General features: G+C 73.4%; 11 protein-coding genes and 1 pseudogene. 8 read left to right on the top strand and 4 right to left on the bottom strand.

The window, feature by feature from the left end:
* Window positions 1–11 precede the first annotated feature (11 nt).
* From ACEZDE_RS00830 to ACEZDE_RS00820, 3 genes are all read left to right on the top strand, one after another.
* Complete coding sequence (locus tag ACEZDE_RS00830; protein ID WP_380530474.1) at window positions 12–710, top strand: response regulator; 699 nt, start codon at window positions 12–14, stop codon at window positions 708–710.
* Between the two features lie 147 nt (window positions 711–857).
* Window positions 858–2,549, top strand: coding sequence for a glycosyltransferase 87 family protein (locus tag ACEZDE_RS00825; RefSeq protein ID WP_380530472.1), 1,692 nt, complete (start codon window positions 858–860; stop codon window positions 2,547–2,549).
* A 64-nt stretch (window positions 2,550–2,613) separates the two neighbouring features.
* Window positions 2,614–3,108, top strand: coding sequence for a VOC family protein (locus tag ACEZDE_RS00820; RefSeq protein ID WP_380530469.1), 495 nt, complete (start codon window positions 2,614–2,616; stop codon window positions 3,106–3,108).
* 30 nt (window positions 3,109–3,138) lie between these two features.
* On the opposite strand, the gene ACEZDE_RS00815 is transcribed toward ACEZDE_RS00820, so the two are convergent.
* The 3 genes from ACEZDE_RS00815 to ACEZDE_RS00805 all read right to left on the bottom strand — a co-directional run bounded on the left by ACEZDE_RS00815 (window position 3,139) and on the right by ACEZDE_RS00805 (window position 7,524).
* Window positions 3,139–3,639 (bottom strand): AMIN-like domain-containing (lipo)protein, encoded by a 501-nt coding sequence (locus ACEZDE_RS00815; RefSeq protein ID WP_380530466.1) that lies wholly within the window; start codon window positions 3,637–3,639, stop codon window positions 3,139–3,141.
* 158 nt (window positions 3,640–3,797) lie between these two features.
* Complete coding sequence (locus tag ACEZDE_RS00810; protein ID WP_380530463.1) at window positions 3,798–5,510, bottom strand: penicillin-binding transpeptidase domain-containing protein; 1,713 nt, start codon at window positions 5,508–5,510, stop codon at window positions 3,798–3,800.
* Window positions 5,511–5,574: 64 nt separating this feature from the next.
* Complete coding sequence (locus ACEZDE_RS00805) at window positions 5,575–7,524, bottom strand: dolichyl-phosphate-mannose--protein mannosyltransferase (protein ID WP_380530461.1); 1,950 nt, start codon at window positions 7,522–7,524, stop codon at window positions 5,575–5,577.
* A 66-nt stretch (window positions 7,525–7,590) separates the two neighbouring features.
* Between ACEZDE_RS00805 and rsmI the strand changes: the two genes are divergently transcribed.
* Together rsmI and ACEZDE_RS00795 are read left to right on the top strand one after the other, a co-directional pair.
* Window positions 7,591–8,436, top strand: coding sequence for a 16S rRNA (cytidine(1402)-2'-O)-methyltransferase (gene rsmI / locus ACEZDE_RS00800; protein ID WP_380530458.1), 846 nt, complete (start codon window positions 7,591–7,593; stop codon window positions 8,434–8,436).
* Between the two features lie 246 nt (window positions 8,437–8,682).
* Entirely contained in the window at window positions 8,683–9,135 is a 453-nt protein-coding gene (locus ACEZDE_RS00795) for a hypothetical protein (protein WP_380530455.1), read from the top strand.
* A gap of 62 nt (window positions 9,136–9,197) precedes the next feature.
* Here ACEZDE_RS00795 and ACEZDE_RS00790 read toward each other — a convergent pair whose 3' ends face one another.
* A complete protein-coding gene (locus tag ACEZDE_RS00790; RefSeq protein WP_380530452.1) occupies window positions 9,198–11,576 on the bottom strand; it encodes a serine/threonine protein kinase in 2,379 nt (792 codons plus the stop codon).
* A 223-nt stretch (window positions 11,577–11,799) separates the two neighbouring features.
* On the opposite strand from ACEZDE_RS00790, the gene metG reads away from it, so the two are divergent.
* The 3 genes and pseudogenes from metG to ACEZDE_RS00775 form a co-directional block, all read left to right on the top strand.
* Window positions 11,800–13,527, top strand: coding sequence for a methionine--tRNA ligase (metG, locus tag ACEZDE_RS00785; RefSeq protein WP_380530450.1), 1,728 nt, complete (start codon window positions 11,800–11,802; stop codon window positions 13,525–13,527).
* A gap of 9 nt (window positions 13,528–13,536) precedes the next feature.
* Window positions 13,537–14,424: a TatD family hydrolase gene (locus ACEZDE_RS00780; RefSeq protein WP_380530448.1), complete on the top strand. Its 888-nt coding sequence runs from the start codon at window positions 13,537–13,539 to the stop codon at window positions 14,422–14,424.
* Between the two features lie 520 nt (window positions 14,425–14,944).
* Window positions 14,945–15,178, top strand: a pseudogene (locus tag ACEZDE_RS00775) (transglycosylase family protein); the annotation flags it as partial.
* Window positions 15,179–15,274 lie beyond the last annotated feature (96 nt).

The raw sequence follows: 15,274 nt of genomic DNA, 5'->3' as shown, positions 1-15,274 counted from the left end.
GGAGCCCGCGCATGGCAGACAGCAGCATCAGGGTGCTCCTGGTCGACGACCAGGAGATGGTGCGGGACGGGCTGGGTGCGCTGCTGTCGTCGGCCCCCGACATCGAGCTGGTCGGCGAGGCGGGCGACGGGCTGCTCGCGGTCCGGCTCGCCGCCGAACTGCGGCCCGACGTGGTGGTGATGGACATCCGGATGCCCGGCATGGACGGCCTGGCCGCCACTGGCCGCATCGTCGGCCGCACCGACCCGGCCGACCCCTCCGCGGTCGCCCCCCGGGTGCTCATCCTCACCACCTTCGACCTGGACGAGTACGTCTACGAGGCGCTGGCCCGCGGCGCCAGCGGCTTCCTGCTCAAGGACGCCCCGGCCCGGGACCTGATCAACGCGGTCCGGGTGGTCGCCGCGGGCGAGGCGCTGCTCGCCCCCTCGGTCACCCGCCGGCTGATCGACGACGTGGCCCGCCGCCGCCGGGCCGGGAACCTCCGCCCCGAGGCGGTGTCCGCGCTCACCGTCCGCGAGCTGGACGTGCTGCGGCAGGTCGCCCGGGGACTGTCCAACGCGGAGATCGCCGAGGAACTGTTCCTCTCCGAGCAGACCATCAAGACCCATGTCGGGCGGATCCTGGCCAAGTTGGAGATCCGCGACCGCACCCAGGCGGTGGTCTTCGCCTACGAGAACGGGCTGGCCGGGGTGGTCGGCGAGGAGGGCTGAGCCGAGGGCCCGGGCGGGGGCCCGGGTCGGGATCTGGGTCGGGGTCTAGGTCGGGGTCTGAGCCGGGGACCCACCCTGCAGGGTGATGCCCGGTCCACCCTGTGGCGTGACGACAGGTCAGCTCCCGGCTTCCTAGGCTTGGGCAACGTGACGACGACGCAGGTCCCGACGCGTACCGAACGCCCCGTCCCCGCCGCCGCCCGACTCCTCCCCGCCCGCTCCCAACCGCGCCTGCGCCGGTGGACGTCGGGCCGCCGCCCCTGGGTCCTCGGCTGGCTCGGCTGCGCGGTCTGGGCCGGCTGCTTCCCGCTGGCCTCCGGGCTCATGCCGCAGCGGGTCTGGGGCGGCATCGCCGCGATCGGCTACCTGCTGGCGCTGGCCGCCGCCGGGTTGCTGCCGCGGCACCGCGTGGCCCGGGTCTCCACCGCGCTGGCCCTGCTCGGCGCGGTGGCGGTACCGCTGGCCGTGCTGGTCGCGCGGAGCTGGTCGCAGTCCGAGGTGCTGGTGGTGCAGAACTCCGCGGTCCGGCTGCTGCACACCGGCACCCCCTACCTGGCCGACCCGCACCAGGTCATCGGCTACGACCCCTACCTACCGGCGATGGCCCTGTTCGGACTGCCCAGGGCGCTGCTCGGCGACCACGTCACGGCGCTGCGGCTGGTCGGCGACGCCCGGATCTGGTTCCTGGCCGCGTTCGCCGCCTGCCTGATCGCGACCTGGCGGCTGCTGCAGCCGCGGGGGGGTGCCCGCGGGGCGCGGGGGAACGCCCGCGGGGCGCGGCGGGTCGGGGTGGAGCGGGAGTCTGCGATGGGGCGTTCGCGCGGGGCCGGTGTGGAGCGCGGGTCTGGGATGGGGCGTTCGCGCGGGGCCGGTGTGGAGCGCGGGTCTGGGGTGGGGCGCGGGGCTTCGGTGAGGCGCGGGGCTGGCGCGGGGCGTTCGCGTGGGTCCTGTGCGGACGGGTCCGCGGTGTGGCGCGGGTCCGTGGCGGAGCCGGGTCGGGGGTGGGGTACTGCCTTCGCCGCCGTCACCGCCTCGCCGCTGATCGCCCTGGTCGCCGTCACCGGCGGGGTGGACCTGCCGCTGATCGGCTGCTGCTGCCTGGCCCTCGCCCTGGCCGGACGCGGCCACGCCGCCAGGGCGGGTCTGGTGCTGGCCCTGGCCTGCGCGATCAAGTGGACCGCCTGGCCCGCCCTCCCGGTCGCCGCGCTGCTGCTGCACCAGCTGTACGGCCGCCGCGCGGCGCTGCGCTGCGCTGTGGTCGCGCTGGGCCTCGGCGCCGCGCTGATCGCACCGTTCGCGCTGCTCAGCCCAGGGGCCGTGGTCGAGCAGGTGATCCGCTTCCCGCTCGGGCTCTCGCCCATGCGCACCCCGGCCGACAGTCCGCTGCCCGGCCATCTGCTGGCCGAGTTGGGCGGCGACGGCCGGATCGCCTCGTTCGTCCTGCTGGGCCTCGGCGGGGCGGCGGTGACCGCCTGGATCCTGCTCCGGCCCCCGCGGACCGCGGTCCAGGCCGCAGACCGACTGGCGGTCGGGGTCGGCATCGCCTTCCTGCTCGCCCCGGCCGGCCGCTTCGGCTACCTCGAACTCCCGGCCCTGCTCCTCCTCTGGCCCCGCCTCGCCACCGTCCGCCCAACGCCGACACCCCCGCCCGCGCCCGCCGTCGCACCCACCGCCACGCCGACCCGCGCGCCTGCGCCGACCCGCGCTGCCGCGCCCGCGCCCACGCCGCCCCGCGTGCCCGCGTTGCTCCCGGCCCTGGGCCGGTTCCCGCTGCCGCGCCGGGCGGTGGCGAGGGCCGGGCGGGCGGTGCTGTCCGGGAATAGTTTCCTGGGAAGGTAAGTTGTGGAGGAGTGGCGGCGCTACGGCCGCCGCAGCACCCGCCGACCGACCCGAGGAGCGCCCCATGTCCGTCCGCCGTCTCAACCACGCTGTGCTCTACGTACGCGACGTCCCCCGCTCGGTCGGCTTCTACACCGGCGTCTTCGGCTTCGAGGTCGCCGTCGAGATGGGCGACCGCGCCGCCTTCCTGCGTGCCCCCGGCACGCTGAACGACCATGACCTCGGCCTGTTCTCGGTCGGCGAGCGGGCGGCAGGGCCGGTGCAGGGCCAGGTCGGCCTCTACCACCTGGCCTGGGAGGTCGGCACGCTCGGCGAGCTGGCCGGGATCGGCGCCGAGCTGCAGCGGCGCGGCTCGCTGGTCGGCGCCACCGATCACGGCGTCAGCAAGTCCTTCTACGCCAAGGACCCCGACGGCATCGAGTTCGAGGTGATGTGGCGGGTCCCCCGCGAGGGGTGGCCGACGGACGGCGGCGGCCTGGAGCGGCTCGACCTGGACGCCGCCCTCACCCGCTGGGGCGCGGACCTGGCGACGGGCGCCGCCGCCGGATCCGCGACCTGACCGACAGCGCCCGCCAAGCGCCCGGCGCTGTCAGTGGTAGACGTCGATGACGACCCGGTTCGGCGCCGTCAGCGTGGATATCTGGTAGCTGGAGTACGAACCGAGGGTGAGCGCGAAACTCAGGTCACCCTCGAATCCGTAGACGACCTGCACGCCCTTGAGCGAGGGAAGGCTGATGCTCTCGGGCGTGGGGGTCGTATAGGTGAGTGCCCCGTTGTCGGCGTATTCGCTCGCGCCGGTGAAGTTGAGAAACAGGTAGTTGGAGCCGGTGATGGTGGGATACCGGGTGCCGTTGTCGGTGTAGTCGTAGGCGCCGGTGGTCGACGTCGTGGAGCTCTTGAGGGTGGGCAGCTTGGTGACGTCGAAGACGATGCGGTCGTAGCCGGTGTGCGCACCGGTGCGGGCGTCCAGGAAGCAGGCGCTGCCGCAGACCGGGGCAGTGGCGGCGTCGGCGGGGGCGGCGCCCAGGAGGACGCCGCCGACCAGGACGGCGCCGGCGAAAAGCGCCCGAGGGCGGGTGAATCGGGACATGCGGTCTCCTTGGGCACGGGTGCGATGATTCTGCGACTGTTCGGCGGTCAACGGACGGTTGATTCCCGTTTCCGCCGGTCGCTTTCACGGCGCATTATCGGCTGTTCGCCCGGCCGTTGGCCAATCGAATTCCGAAGTGCCTGAATTGATAGGTCCCGTTACTTGTGCTTGAGAATGTCCGACACCACCCAGCCCGCGGTGTCGGCGCCGGTGTCGGCGCCGATGACCTCGGCCGCGACCGACAGGGTGCTGTCGTAGGCGACGAACCAGCCGTTCGGCTTCGTGCCGTCGACCTCGGCGGTGCCGGTCTTCGCGCCGACGGAGCTGCCCATGCCCGCCAGCCGCGGTGCCGCGGTGCCGTACGCGGCGGTGGCGACCATCATCTGCCGCAGGTCGGCGGCCGTCCGCTGGGAGATCGGCGTCGCCGCCGGGGCCTGGGGCAGGCTGCTCAGCAGCACCGGCTGCTTGAAGCCGCCGTGTGCGACGGTCGCTCCTATCGACGCCATGACCAGCGGGTTCGCCGCCACGTCGCCCTGGCCGATGGCGTTGGCGGCGCGGGCGATCCGCTGGTCGCCGATGCTGTCCCCGGTCGCCTGGGGCACTGCCGGGTTCGTCGTGGGGTAGCCGACGCTCCAGTCGCCGAGGCCGAAGACGTTGGCGGCCTCCCGGCTCTGTGCGGTGAACCCCTGCGGGCTGTTGCCGAAGGAGGCGTTGTCCATCATGTGGATGAAGGCGGTGTTGCAGGACTCCTCGAAGGCCTTCTCCATGGTGGAGCCGGAGTTGTCACCCTCGCCGTCCATGTTGTGGAACAGCTTGCCGTTGACCGGCAGGGTAGGCGTGCAGGTGGTGGCGGTGCCCGGACCCATCCCGCCCTGGTCGATCAGCGTGGCCGCGGTGACGATCTTCATGGTCGAGCCCGGCGCGCTCTTGCCCTCGAAGGCGATGTCCCCGTCGGTGCCGCTGAAGGCCACTGCCCGGATCCCGCCGGTGGCGTGGTCGATGGCGACGACTCCCACCGACTTGCCGGTGATGTGACTGTCCTTGACCGCGCGCTCGGCCTCGCCCTGGACCGTGGCGTCGATGGTGGTGTAGAGCTTCGCCGCACCCGCCGTCTTGAACACCACCGCGTTGCCGACGTGGCTCCCGGACGCGTCCACGATGTCCACGCCGGTTCCGGTCGCACCCTTGCCGCCGCCGGTCGCCCGGCTCGCGTAGGTGGTCTGCAGATGGCTGATGATGTCCGTCAGCGAGGGGTACTTCGCCGCCGTCAGCTCGACCCCGTGCTGGTCCACCACCTCCACCGCCGCGTCGCCCGCCGTCAGCGGCCCGGCGACCAGGCTGTCGCCCTGCGGCAGCTTCGGGTAGAGCACGGCCGACGACCAGTCCACCGCGGTGGTGCCGCCGACGGTCTGCAGCACATTGAGCGAGCTGGGGTAGGTCCAGGTGCCGCCGTCGACCTTCGCGGTGACGGTGAAGCTCACCTTCGTCGCCGGAACCATCCCGGACGTGGAGTTCACCGAGGTCGGTGTGGGCGACGCGGTGACCGCGCCGAAGGCCACCGAGGTCAGCTTCAGACCGTTGCCGTAGCCGGTGAGCGCGGTCTGCGCGTCCACCGGGTCGTTGGTCTGGCTCGCCGCGCCGGTGTAGTGGGTCGGGCCCGAGTGCCAGCTGTCGAGGAACGACTGCGCCCGCTTCAGCGCGTCCGCACTGCTCGGGGCCGCGGTCGAGATCTCCGTCGCCGCCGCGGCCGGGGTGCCGCCTCCACCGACCACGCCGCTGACGGCGTGCACGAAGTTGTACGCCCCGTAGCCGCCTGCGCCGAGCAGGGCGACGCAGACGGTGGCTATGCCGGCTTTGACGCCGCGGTTCATGGATCCCCCGTTGGGCTGGACAAGGACGTGATTGCCGTCCCCGGGATCGTACGGGTCCGTACGATCAGATCCAGGTGGACCACCACATTCTGTCGTTCCATTGTTGGTAGGTCGTGATCTGGGCGTCGTAGATGGGCAGGAAATAGAGGAATGTCGCCATGATGGCGACGACCAGCACGCCCGCTCCGATGGCTCCGAACAGCCGCCGGTCCCGCGAGGCCGTCGCCTTGCCGAGGATCGAGCCGATCATCAGCGCCAGCGCCAGGCAGAGGTACGGCTCGAAGTCGATCGAGTAGAAGTAGAAGATCGTCCGCTGCTGCCACTGGAACCAGGGGACGTAGCCGGCGGCGATGCCGCAGCAGATCGCGGCGGCCCGCCAGTCCCGGGCGAAGATCCACCGGTACAGCGCGTAGAGCACGGCGAAGCAGGCCGCCCACCACAGCAGCGGGGTGCCCAGGGCCAGCACCTCGCTGGAGCACTGCGCGGCGCCGCCGCACTGGGACGGCTTCAGCCCGCCCGGGTAGTAGAAGGACACCGGCCGCGCGGTGACCAGCCAGCTCCACGGGTTGGACTGGTAGATGTGCGGCGAGGTCAGCGTGGTGTTGAAGTGCCAGATCTCGGCGTGGTAGTGCCACAGGCTGCGCAGCCGCGCGGGCACCCAGGTCATGCTGACCTGCGGCAGGTGGTGCAGGCCCACCGTGGTCCAGCTGTCCGGGGAGAGCCCGGCCCGGTTGTCGGCCCAGTGCCGGTCGTAGGCGCCGGTGGTGCCGCCGACCGTGGCGTTGCTGAACAGCCAGCCGGACCAGGACGCCAGGTAGGTCAGGAAGCCGACCACGACGATGCAGAAGACCGCCCAGATGCCGTCCTTGAGCACGGCGGTCAGATAGGGGTGCCGGGCGCCCGCGGTCTTTCGCGCACCCGCGTCCCAGAACACGGTCAGCAGGCCGAACACGGCCAGGAAGTCCAGGCCGTTCCACTTGGTCGCGCAGCAGATCCCGAGGCAGATCCCGGCCAGCAGTCGCAGCGGGCGCCAGCCCAGCCACGCGCGGGAGGCCAGTTCGTGGTCCGGCGCCGGGTCCGGGTTGTCGACGGTCGCGCCGATTGCGTCGGCGAGCCGGGCCCTGGCCCGGTCCCGGTCGAGCACCAGCAGCCCGAAGGCGGCCAGCGCCCAGAACATCACCACCAGGTCGAGCAGCCCGGTCCGGCTCATCACGAAGTGCAGCCCGTCGACGCACATCAGCAGCCCGGCGACGCAGCCGATCAGGGTCGAGCGGAACATCCGCCGACCGATCCGACAGACCATCAGCACGGCCAGGCTGCCCAGCAGCGCGACCATGAAGCGCCAGCCGAACGGGGTCAGCCCGAAGACCATCTCGCCGAGGCCGATGACCCACTTGCCGGCCGGGGGGTGCGCGATGAAGGCGGGCCCGGTCGGCGCGGGGATGTGGTGCGGGTTGGCCAGGATCGCGGCGTTGGTGGTGTCCGGCCAGTTGACCTCGAAGCCGTAGTGCCAGATCGCCCAGGAGTCCTTGGCGTAGTACGTCTCGTCGAAGATGATGTCGTGCGGCGTGCCGAGGTGGGTGAACACCAGGATCGCGCCGAACAGGGTCACCGCGAGCGGCCCGAGCCACCCCGACCAGCGGCACAGCCAGAACCACAGCCCGGCCGGGACGTGGATGCCGAACCGTTCCAGCACGGGCGACGGCTCGCCGGTGGAGATCCCCTTGCCGTCCGGCATCGGCGGCACCAGGCGCTCGCGCAGCGGCCGGGTGTCGGGCGCACGGTAGCCGAGCCGGGCCAGCCGCTGCTGCCAGGCGCTGGCCGGTCGCGGCCGGGTGCCGCGCCGGAACGGGCTGGCCCCGGCGGCTTCGAGCCCGTCCGGGTCGAAGCCGCCCGCGCCGGGGCCGTCCGCGCCGGGGTTGGACGACGGCTCGGCGGGGTGGTCCCGCTCGCCCGTCAGAAGATCTGCGCCGTCGTCGCCCGGCGCTGCCGAAGTCGCCCTGTCACCGCTCACCCGTGCATCGTAGGGGTCGCGCCTGTCAGTGGTACGGCGACCTCGCCATCCTGGGAGGATGAGCGGGTGACAGGTCTACTCGTATTGGCTGGAACCCCCATCGGCGAGGTCTCCGACGCGCCGCCGCGGCTCGCCGAGGAACTCCTCGCCGCCGACGTCGTGGCTGCTGAGGACACCCGGCGGATGTGGCGGCTGGCGAACGCCCTCGGCGTGCAGCCCAAGGGGCGGGTCGTCTCCTACTTCGAGGGCAACGAGGTGGGCCGCACCCCGGAGCTGGTGCAGGCGCTGCTCGGCGGCGCCCGGGTGCTGCTGGTCACCGACGCCGGGATGCCCTCGGTCTCCGACCCCGGCTACCGCCTGGTCGCGGCGGCGGTGGAGCAGGGGGTGCGGATCACCGCGGTGCCCGGACCCTCGGCGGTGCTGACCGCGCTGGCGCTGTCCGGGCTGCCGGTGGACCGGTTCTGCTTCGAGGGCTTCCTGCCGCGCAAGGGCGGCGAGCGCGGCACCCGGCTGCGCGAGCTGGCGGCCGAGCCGCGGACCATGGTCTTCTTCGAGTCCCCGCACCGGATCGAGGACTCGCTGCGGTCCATGGCCGAGGCCTTCGGCGGCGACCGCGCGGCGGCGGTCTGCCGGGAGCTGACCAAGACCTATGAAGAGGTGAAGCGCGGCCCGCTGGCCGAGCTGGCGGCCTGGGCGGCGGACGGCGTACGGGGCGAGATCACGGTGGTGGTGCAGGGCGCACCGCCGCTGGACCCGTCCACGCTGACGCCCGAGGAGCTGGCCCGGAGGGTCGCGGTCCGGGAGGAGGCGGGGGAGCGGCGCAAGGAGGCGATCGCGGCGGTGGCGACCGAGACCGGGGTGCCCAAGCGCGAGGTGTTCGACGCGGTGGTGGCGGCGAAGAACGCGGGGTGAGTGAGCGTTCACTGACGGCGGTGGGGCGTGCGGCGGGAGTGCGGGGGTCGGGAAGGGCGCACAGGATGCGGCTCCGATAAAAAGCCGATCAAGCGCGGCCCCGGTTCTGGTAGTCCCCGCACCAAGAACAGCCAACTCTCTCCCAAGAATTCTCCGGAACTGAATCCAGCACAATCCGGTCGGGTAATTCTTGGAGTGAGCAAAGACCCAGGCGGACGAACGTCCGCAGGGCACCGGGAGAACGTCATGAGCGAGTCCTTCGGAGATCCCGTCACCCGTACTGCCGCCGCTTCCGGCGCCGCCACCGCCCGGGTGGAGGAGCCGGTGATCCACGAGGCCTACGCCTTCGCGTGCTTCAACTGCGGCTTCGGCTGGGAACAGGCGTACGAGATCGAACACGGGACCGGCACCGACGGCAGGCCCAGGTCGACCTACCGGGCCAACGGCGTCCCGGTGCCCTCACCGCTGACCCGGCCGTCCTGCCCCGGCTGCGGCGGCGAGCACGTCCGGATCATGCGGGCCGGGCGGGTGGCCGAGGCCGCCTCGTACTGGCACGCGCCGCTGCATCCGGCGGTCCCGGCCGCCTCCCCGGCCACCGAGGTCAGCCACGCCCCGGCCCGCCCGCGCCGGGAGCACCGGCTGCACCTGCCGTTCCACCTGCACCTGCGCCGCAACCACCACGGCACGCCCGAGGCCTGACGGCCCTCCGCCCGGCGGTGGCAGTGGCGGGGGCCACGGCCACCGCCGGGCGGGCAGGCGGGTCAGGGCGAGGCGGTGGCGGACCCGGTCGGGGTGGCGCCACCGCAGCCGTCCTGCTGCACGGTGAGCGTGATCGGCTGACTCGGCGGGTACGACGCCTCCGGCGAGGCCGCGGGGGACTGCGCCAGCACGGTATCGACGGGGGACGTGCCGGAGCAGGCGCGCACCACGGTGACGTTGCTGAAGCCCTTGAGGTCCGCCTGCGCGGTGGTCAGCGGCAGCCCGACGTAGCTCTCATAGGCGATGCAGTCGTCCTCGGCGGCGGTCAGCGTGACGGGGGTGTTGACCGACACCCGGCTGCCCGCGGTGGGCGACTGCCGGTACACGCCGGGACCGGCCTGGGTGCAGTGGTAGCTGACGTGGATGTTCCCGCCGGGGAAGCCCCGGTCGGTCAGCAGCTGCTTGGCGTAGTCCACGGGCTGGTCGGTCACCGCGGGGACGGTCAGGTAGACCGTGTTCGCGGCGGTGCTGTTCTGCGGGGTCGCGGCGGAGGCGCCGCTGGTCGTGGTGGCGGCGCTGTCGGACGGCGTGGCGGCGGCGCTGCCCGGACCGGTGACGGACGCGGTCGGGCCGGGAAGCCCCGCGCCCTGGCGTCCGGAGCCGCCGTTGCCCTGGTTCGCCAGCACGACACCCACCACGGCAGCGGCCACGAGCAGGGCTGCGCCCAGCACCAACGGCCCCTTCCGCTGCGGTGCAAGCCCGCCTGCGGCCTGCGCCGTCGTCCGCAGCCCGGCAGGGGCCGCAGGGTTCCGGCCGGGGCCGGGCCCTCCTGACAACCCCTCAGCAGCGAACCCGCCGGCCGCGGCCGTCGACGGCCCTCCCACGGACCCGCCGGGGCGGGACGTCGCCGACCCTTCTACGGACCCGCCGGGCACGGCCGTCGGCGGGTTCGCGGAAGGCCCGGGGCCGGGCGTCGGCGGGGTTGCGGAACGGCCGGGGCCTGGCGTGCGTGCCCCCTCCGCGGCGAACCCGGCCGCGCCAAGCGCCGCCGCAGGCCCGAACCCCTGCGGGGGCGTAGCCGCATCCCCGGCCACCGGCACCGGCACGGTCTCGGCAGTCTCGGCACCAGCCCCGGGGGTCCCAGGAGCCTCAGCGGCCCCAGTGGCAAACGCCACCCCGCCCCCGACGCCGGCGCCGGCGGCACCCACAGCAGGCCCCACGCCTGCCGCAGGCCCGGAGCTCGCAGCCGCGCCCGTGCCTGCGCTTGCAGCCGCGCCCGCGCCCGCGGGGGAGCCCGCCTGCACCCGCGGGTCCGCCGAGCCCGTATCCGGCCGTGCGTCCTCCGGCGCCCCCGCGCCGCCCGCAGCGTTCCCCGGGCCTGCGCCCGCGCCGCCCACCGCGCCCGCGCCCCTCGCGTCCGTGCCGCCCCCCGCGGACGCGGGGAGCCGCGGGTCCGCGGTGGCCGAACCCACCGCCGAGCCCCCGCTGCCCGCGCCACCTACCGCCGAGCCCCCGCCAGTCCCCCCGCTCCCGCTCAGCGGTTGTTCCGCTGCGACCTGGGCGATCATCCCAGTCAGTTCCGCCGGGAGCCACAGCGCTGTCGGGTCGTGCGCGTCCGCGCCACCCCCGCCCCGGGCGTCCTCCTCGGCTTCGAGGCGGTCCAGCAGGGCCCCCGGCCCTGGCCTCGCCGACGGGTCCTTCGCCAGGCACGCGCCGACCAGCCCGCGCAGCTCCTCCGGCACCGCCTCCAGCCGCGGCTCACTGTGCACCACCCGGTACAGCAGCGACGGAGTCGCCCCTTCGCCGAACGGCCCGGCCCCGCTCGCCGCGTACGCCAGCACCGCGCCCAGCGAGAACACGTCCGTCGCCGGGGTCACCGGCGACCCCTCGATCTGCTCCGGCGACATGAAGCCGGGGGAGCCGACGATGACCCCGGTCCTGGTCAGCTCGGTGGCCTCGACCGCCCGCGAGATGCCGAAGTCGATCACCCGCGGCCCGTCCGCCGCCAGCAGCACGTTCGACGGCTTGAGGTCGCGGTGGACCACCCCGGCCCGGTGGATCGCGACCAGCGCCTCGGCGAGTCCCGCCGCCAGCGCCCGGACCGACTCGACCGGCAGCGGCCCGTGCTCCCGCACGGCCTGGCTCAGCGCCGGGCCCGCGACGTACTCGGTGGCCAGCCACGGCGTCTCGGCCTGCGCGTCCGCGTCCAGCACGGCGACGGTGAACGCCCCGCCGACCGCCCGTGCGGAGGCGACCTCGCGGGCGAATCGGGCCCGGAAGTCCGGGTCGTCGGCCAGTTCCGCCCTGATCACTTTCAGTGCCACCCGGCGCCCGCCCCGCGAGCGGGCCAGGTAGACCCGGCCCATCCCGCCCGCGCCCAGTCTGGCCAGCAGCCGGTACCCGCCCACCTGCTGCGGGTCACCCGATTCCAACGCCTGCACAGTTCCCCCCTGTCGAAGCCCCGCCTACCAAAGGGAACACCGTAGGCGCTCCCCTTGCCTAGCCCCTCCCGTAACGGTCCGTAATCGAAGCGAAGTGGGACGGAAGCCTTCGGTAGGATGACGCTCGGCTTCCGGCAGCCGGTTCGGTCCGGTTCAGCACCGTGGTTCCACACCCCCGTTTCGACACTCACGCTTCGACACCTTCACAAGGAGCATCCCCGAGATGACCCGCCAGTTGATCACCAGCGCGCTTCCCTACATCAACGGGATCAAGCACCTGGGCAACATGGTCGGGTCGATGCTCCCGGCGGACGTGTACGCCAGGTACCTGCGGCTGCGCGGCGACGAGGTGCTCTACATCTGCGCCACCGACGAGCACGGCACCCCGGCCGAGCTGGCCGCCAAGGACGCGGGCCTCCCGGTCGCCGACTACTGCGCCGAGCAGCACGACATCCAGCGGGCGATCTACGAGGGCTTCGGCCTCTCCTTCGACTACTTCGGCCGCAGCTCCTCGCCGCAGAACCGGGAGATCACCCAGACCATCGCCCGCCAGCTGCAGGCGAACGGCTTCATCGAGGAGCGCTCGGTCCGCCAGGTCTACTCGGTCGCGGACGGCCGCTTCCTGCCGGACCGCTACATCGTCGGCACCTGCCCGCACTGCGGCTACGACAAGGCCCGCGGCGACCAGTGCGAGAACTGCACCCGGGTGCTCGACCCCACCGACCTGATCGACCCGCGCTCCGCGATCAGCGGCAGCAGCGAGCTGGAGGTCCGCGAGACCGCGCACCTGTTCCTGCTGCAGTCCAAGCTGGCCGAGGAGGTCGAGGCCTGGGTGGACGAGCACGGCAAGGACTGGCCGGTGCTGGCCTCCTCGATCGCCCGCAAGTGGCTCACCGAGGGCCTGCACGACCGGGCCATCACCCGGGACCTGGACTGGGGCGTCCCGGTCCCGGCCGACACCTGGCCCGGCCTGGCCGCCGAGGGCAAGGTCTTCTACGTCTGGTTCGACGCCCCGATCGAGTACATCGGCGCGACCAAGGAGTGGGCCGACGCGGCCCCCGACGGCGAGTCGCGGGAGTGGAAGTCCTGGTGGTACCAGGCCGACGACACGGTCCGCTACACCCAGTTCATGGGCAAGGACAACGTCCCGTTCCACTCCGTCATGTTCCCGGCCACCCAGCTGGGCACCCGTGACGCCTGGAAGAAGGTCGACTTCCTCAAGCCCTTCAACTGGCTGAACTACTACGGCGGCAAGTTCTCCACCAGCCAGCAGCGCGGCATCTTCACCGACGCCGCGCTGGAGATCCTGCCCGCCGACTACTGGCGCTACTTCCTGATGGCCAACGCCCCGGAGTCGGACGACACCAACTTCACCTGGGAGCTGTTCGCCTCCTCGGTGAACAAGGACCTGGCGGACACCCTCGGCAACTTCGTCAACCGGGTGCTCTCCTTCTCCCGCAAGCGCTTCGGCGACGAGGTCCCGGCCGGACGCGAGGCCGGCGAGGCCGAGCGCGCGCTCGGCGAGCAGACCGCCGAGCTGCTGGCCGAGTACCAGGCCCAGCTGGACGCGCTGCAGTTCCGCAAGGCCGCCCAGGCGCTGCGCGCGCTGTGGAGCGCGGGCAACTCCTACCTGGAGACCAAGGCCCCCTGGCTGGAGGCCAAGACCGACCTGGACGGCGCCGCGCTGACGCTGCGCACCGCGATGAACCTGATCCACCTCTACGCGGTGGTCTCCGCGCCGTTCATCCCGACCAGCAGCGCCGCGATGCGCGCCGCGTTCGCGCTCGCCGACGACACCCGCAGCTGGGTGGACGCCGACGAGGCCCGCGCGCTGGCGTTCGTCCCGGCCGGGACGGCCTTCACCGTCCCGCCGGTGCTCTTCGCCAAGATCACCGAGGACGACCTGGACGCCTACCGCAGCCGCTTCGGCGGCGCGGTCGAAGCGGTCTGACCCCCGGTCATGGCCTCGTCCAAGAAGTCCCAGGCGGACCGCAAGACCGCCCCGCCGCTGCCCGAACCGCTGCGGGTCGCGGTCGCCGACTCGCACACCCACCTGGACATGCAGGACGGCACCCCCGAGGAGGGCCTGGCCAAGGCCGCCTCGGTGGGCGTCGGCACCGTGGTCCAGGTGGGCTGCGACCTGCCCGGCTCGCGCTGGGCGGCCGAGCTGGCAGCCCGTCACCCGGAGGTCCACGCCACCGTCTCGCTGCACCCCAACGAGGCGCCGCGGCTGGTGCTCGGCGACCCGGACGGCTGGTCCGGCCAGAAGCGGGGCCCCGGCGGGACGAAGGCGCTGGACGAGGCGATCGCCGAGATCGACGCCCTGGCGGCGCTGCCGCAGGTCCGCGGGGTCGGCGAGACCGGCCTCGACTACTTCCGCACCGGCCCGGAGGGGGTCGAGGTGCAGCAGGAGTCGTTCCGCCGCCACATCGCGCTGGCGAAGAAGCACGGCAAGGCCCTGGTGATCCACGACCGGGACGCCCATGACGACGTGCTGCGGATCCTCCGCGAGGAGGGCGCGCCGGAGCGCACCGTCTTCCACTGCTACTCCGGCGACGCCGCGATGGCCAAGGTCTGCGCCGAGGCCGGCTACTACCTGTCCTTCGCCGGACCGGTGACCTTCCCGGCCAACCAGGCCCTGCGGGACGCGCTCGCAGCCACCCCGCTGGACCGGGTCCTGGTCGAGACCGACGCCCCGTTCCTCACCCCGGCCCCGTACCGGGGACGCCCCAACGCCCCGTACCTGATCCCGGTCACGTTGCGGGCGATGGCCGCCGTGCGCGGCCTGGACGAGGACGCGATGGCGACCGCGATCGCCGCCAACACCGCCCGCGCGTTCGACTACTGACGGCGCGTTCGCTCCGGAACGGATGACCGAACGGCCGGTCCGCTCGTTGATCGTTCCGGCGGCCCGAATCCGGACCGCTTCTGACGACCGGTCGGCGGAGGGCTTGAGGGTGAACGTTTCCGCGGGGATCCAGAGCGTGCAGCGCGGGCTGCCCAGGGCACTGGCGCTGGCCCTGCTGGTCGGCGGAACCGGGGGTTTCGCCGCCCAGCAGCACCTGGCGCACAGCAGGCCGGACGCCGAGCCACTCGCCGCGAGCGAGCCGGATGCCGAACCGGTCGCGACGGTGCCGCTGTACGCGCCCACGGTGGTGGACGTGACCCCGCGGGTGGCTCCGGGCCCCGCGCTGGTCCGGGTCGCCGAACCGGCCTCGCGCGGGCTGCTCGCGCCCCGGCACGCGCTGCCGCGGGCGGAGCGGAGCACCGAGCGGAGCGAGCGGCGCGGGGAGTGGTCGCAGCCCACCGGGCGGCACCGCGGGGACAGCGACCGGTCGGACGGCCACGGCGGCACCCGCACCGGCGAGCTGAACTGGTCCGCGCTGGCCCGCTGCGAGGCGGGTGGCAACCCGCACGCGGTCGACCCCAGCGGGCGCTACGGCGGTCTGTACCAGTTCGACAGCGGCACCTGGCACAGCCTCGGCGGCACCGGCCGCCCGCAGGACGCCTCCCCGTCCGAACAGACCGCCCGCGCCCGCAAGCTCTACCACCAGCGCGGCGCCGCCCCCTGGCCTGCCTGCGGCCGCCGCGCGGGCGGCTAGACCCGGCGGGCGCGGCCCGACCCGTAGGCTTACCGGGTGAGCACCAGTACCGACCCCTCGTCCGACCCCCGCCCGGCGGAGGACTCCGCCCTCAGT

The sequence above is a fragment of the Streptacidiphilus cavernicola genome, assembly GCF_042510955.1.
GTDB classification, from domain to species: Bacteria; Actinomycetota; Actinomycetes; order Streptomycetales; family Streptomycetaceae; genus Streptacidiphilus; species Streptacidiphilus cavernicola.
This window is presented reverse-complemented; position numbering and strand designations above follow the sequence as displayed.

What these genes read in the sequence shown, in the direction of transcription:
- ACEZDE_RS00815 (WP_380530466.1), bottom strand. Translation starts at nt 3,639, where the DNA reads ATGTCCCGATTCACCCGCCCTCGGGCGCTTTTCGCCGGCGCCGTCCTG.
- ACEZDE_RS00795 (WP_380530455.1), top strand. Translation starts at nt 8,683, where the DNA reads ATGAGCGAGTCCTTCGGAGATCCCGTCACCCGTACTGCCGCCGCTTCC.
- ACEZDE_RS00780 (WP_380530448.1), top strand. Translation starts at nt 13,537, where the DNA reads ATGGCCTCGTCCAAGAAGTCCCAGGCGGACCGCAAGACCGCCCCGCCG.
- ACEZDE_RS00810 (WP_380530463.1), bottom strand. Translation starts at nt 5,510, where the DNA reads ATGAACCGCGGCGTCAAAGCCGGCATAGCCACCGTCTGCGTCGCCCTG.
- metG (WP_380530450.1), top strand. Translation starts at nt 11,800, where the DNA reads ATGACCCGCCAGTTGATCACCAGCGCGCTTCCCTACATCAACGGGATC.
- ACEZDE_RS00820 (WP_380530469.1), top strand. Translation starts at nt 2,614, where the DNA reads ATGTCCGTCCGCCGTCTCAACCACGCTGTGCTCTACGTACGCGACGTC.
- ACEZDE_RS00830 (WP_380530474.1), top strand. Translation starts at nt 12, where the DNA reads ATGGCAGACAGCAGCATCAGGGTGCTCCTGGTCGACGACCAGGAGATG.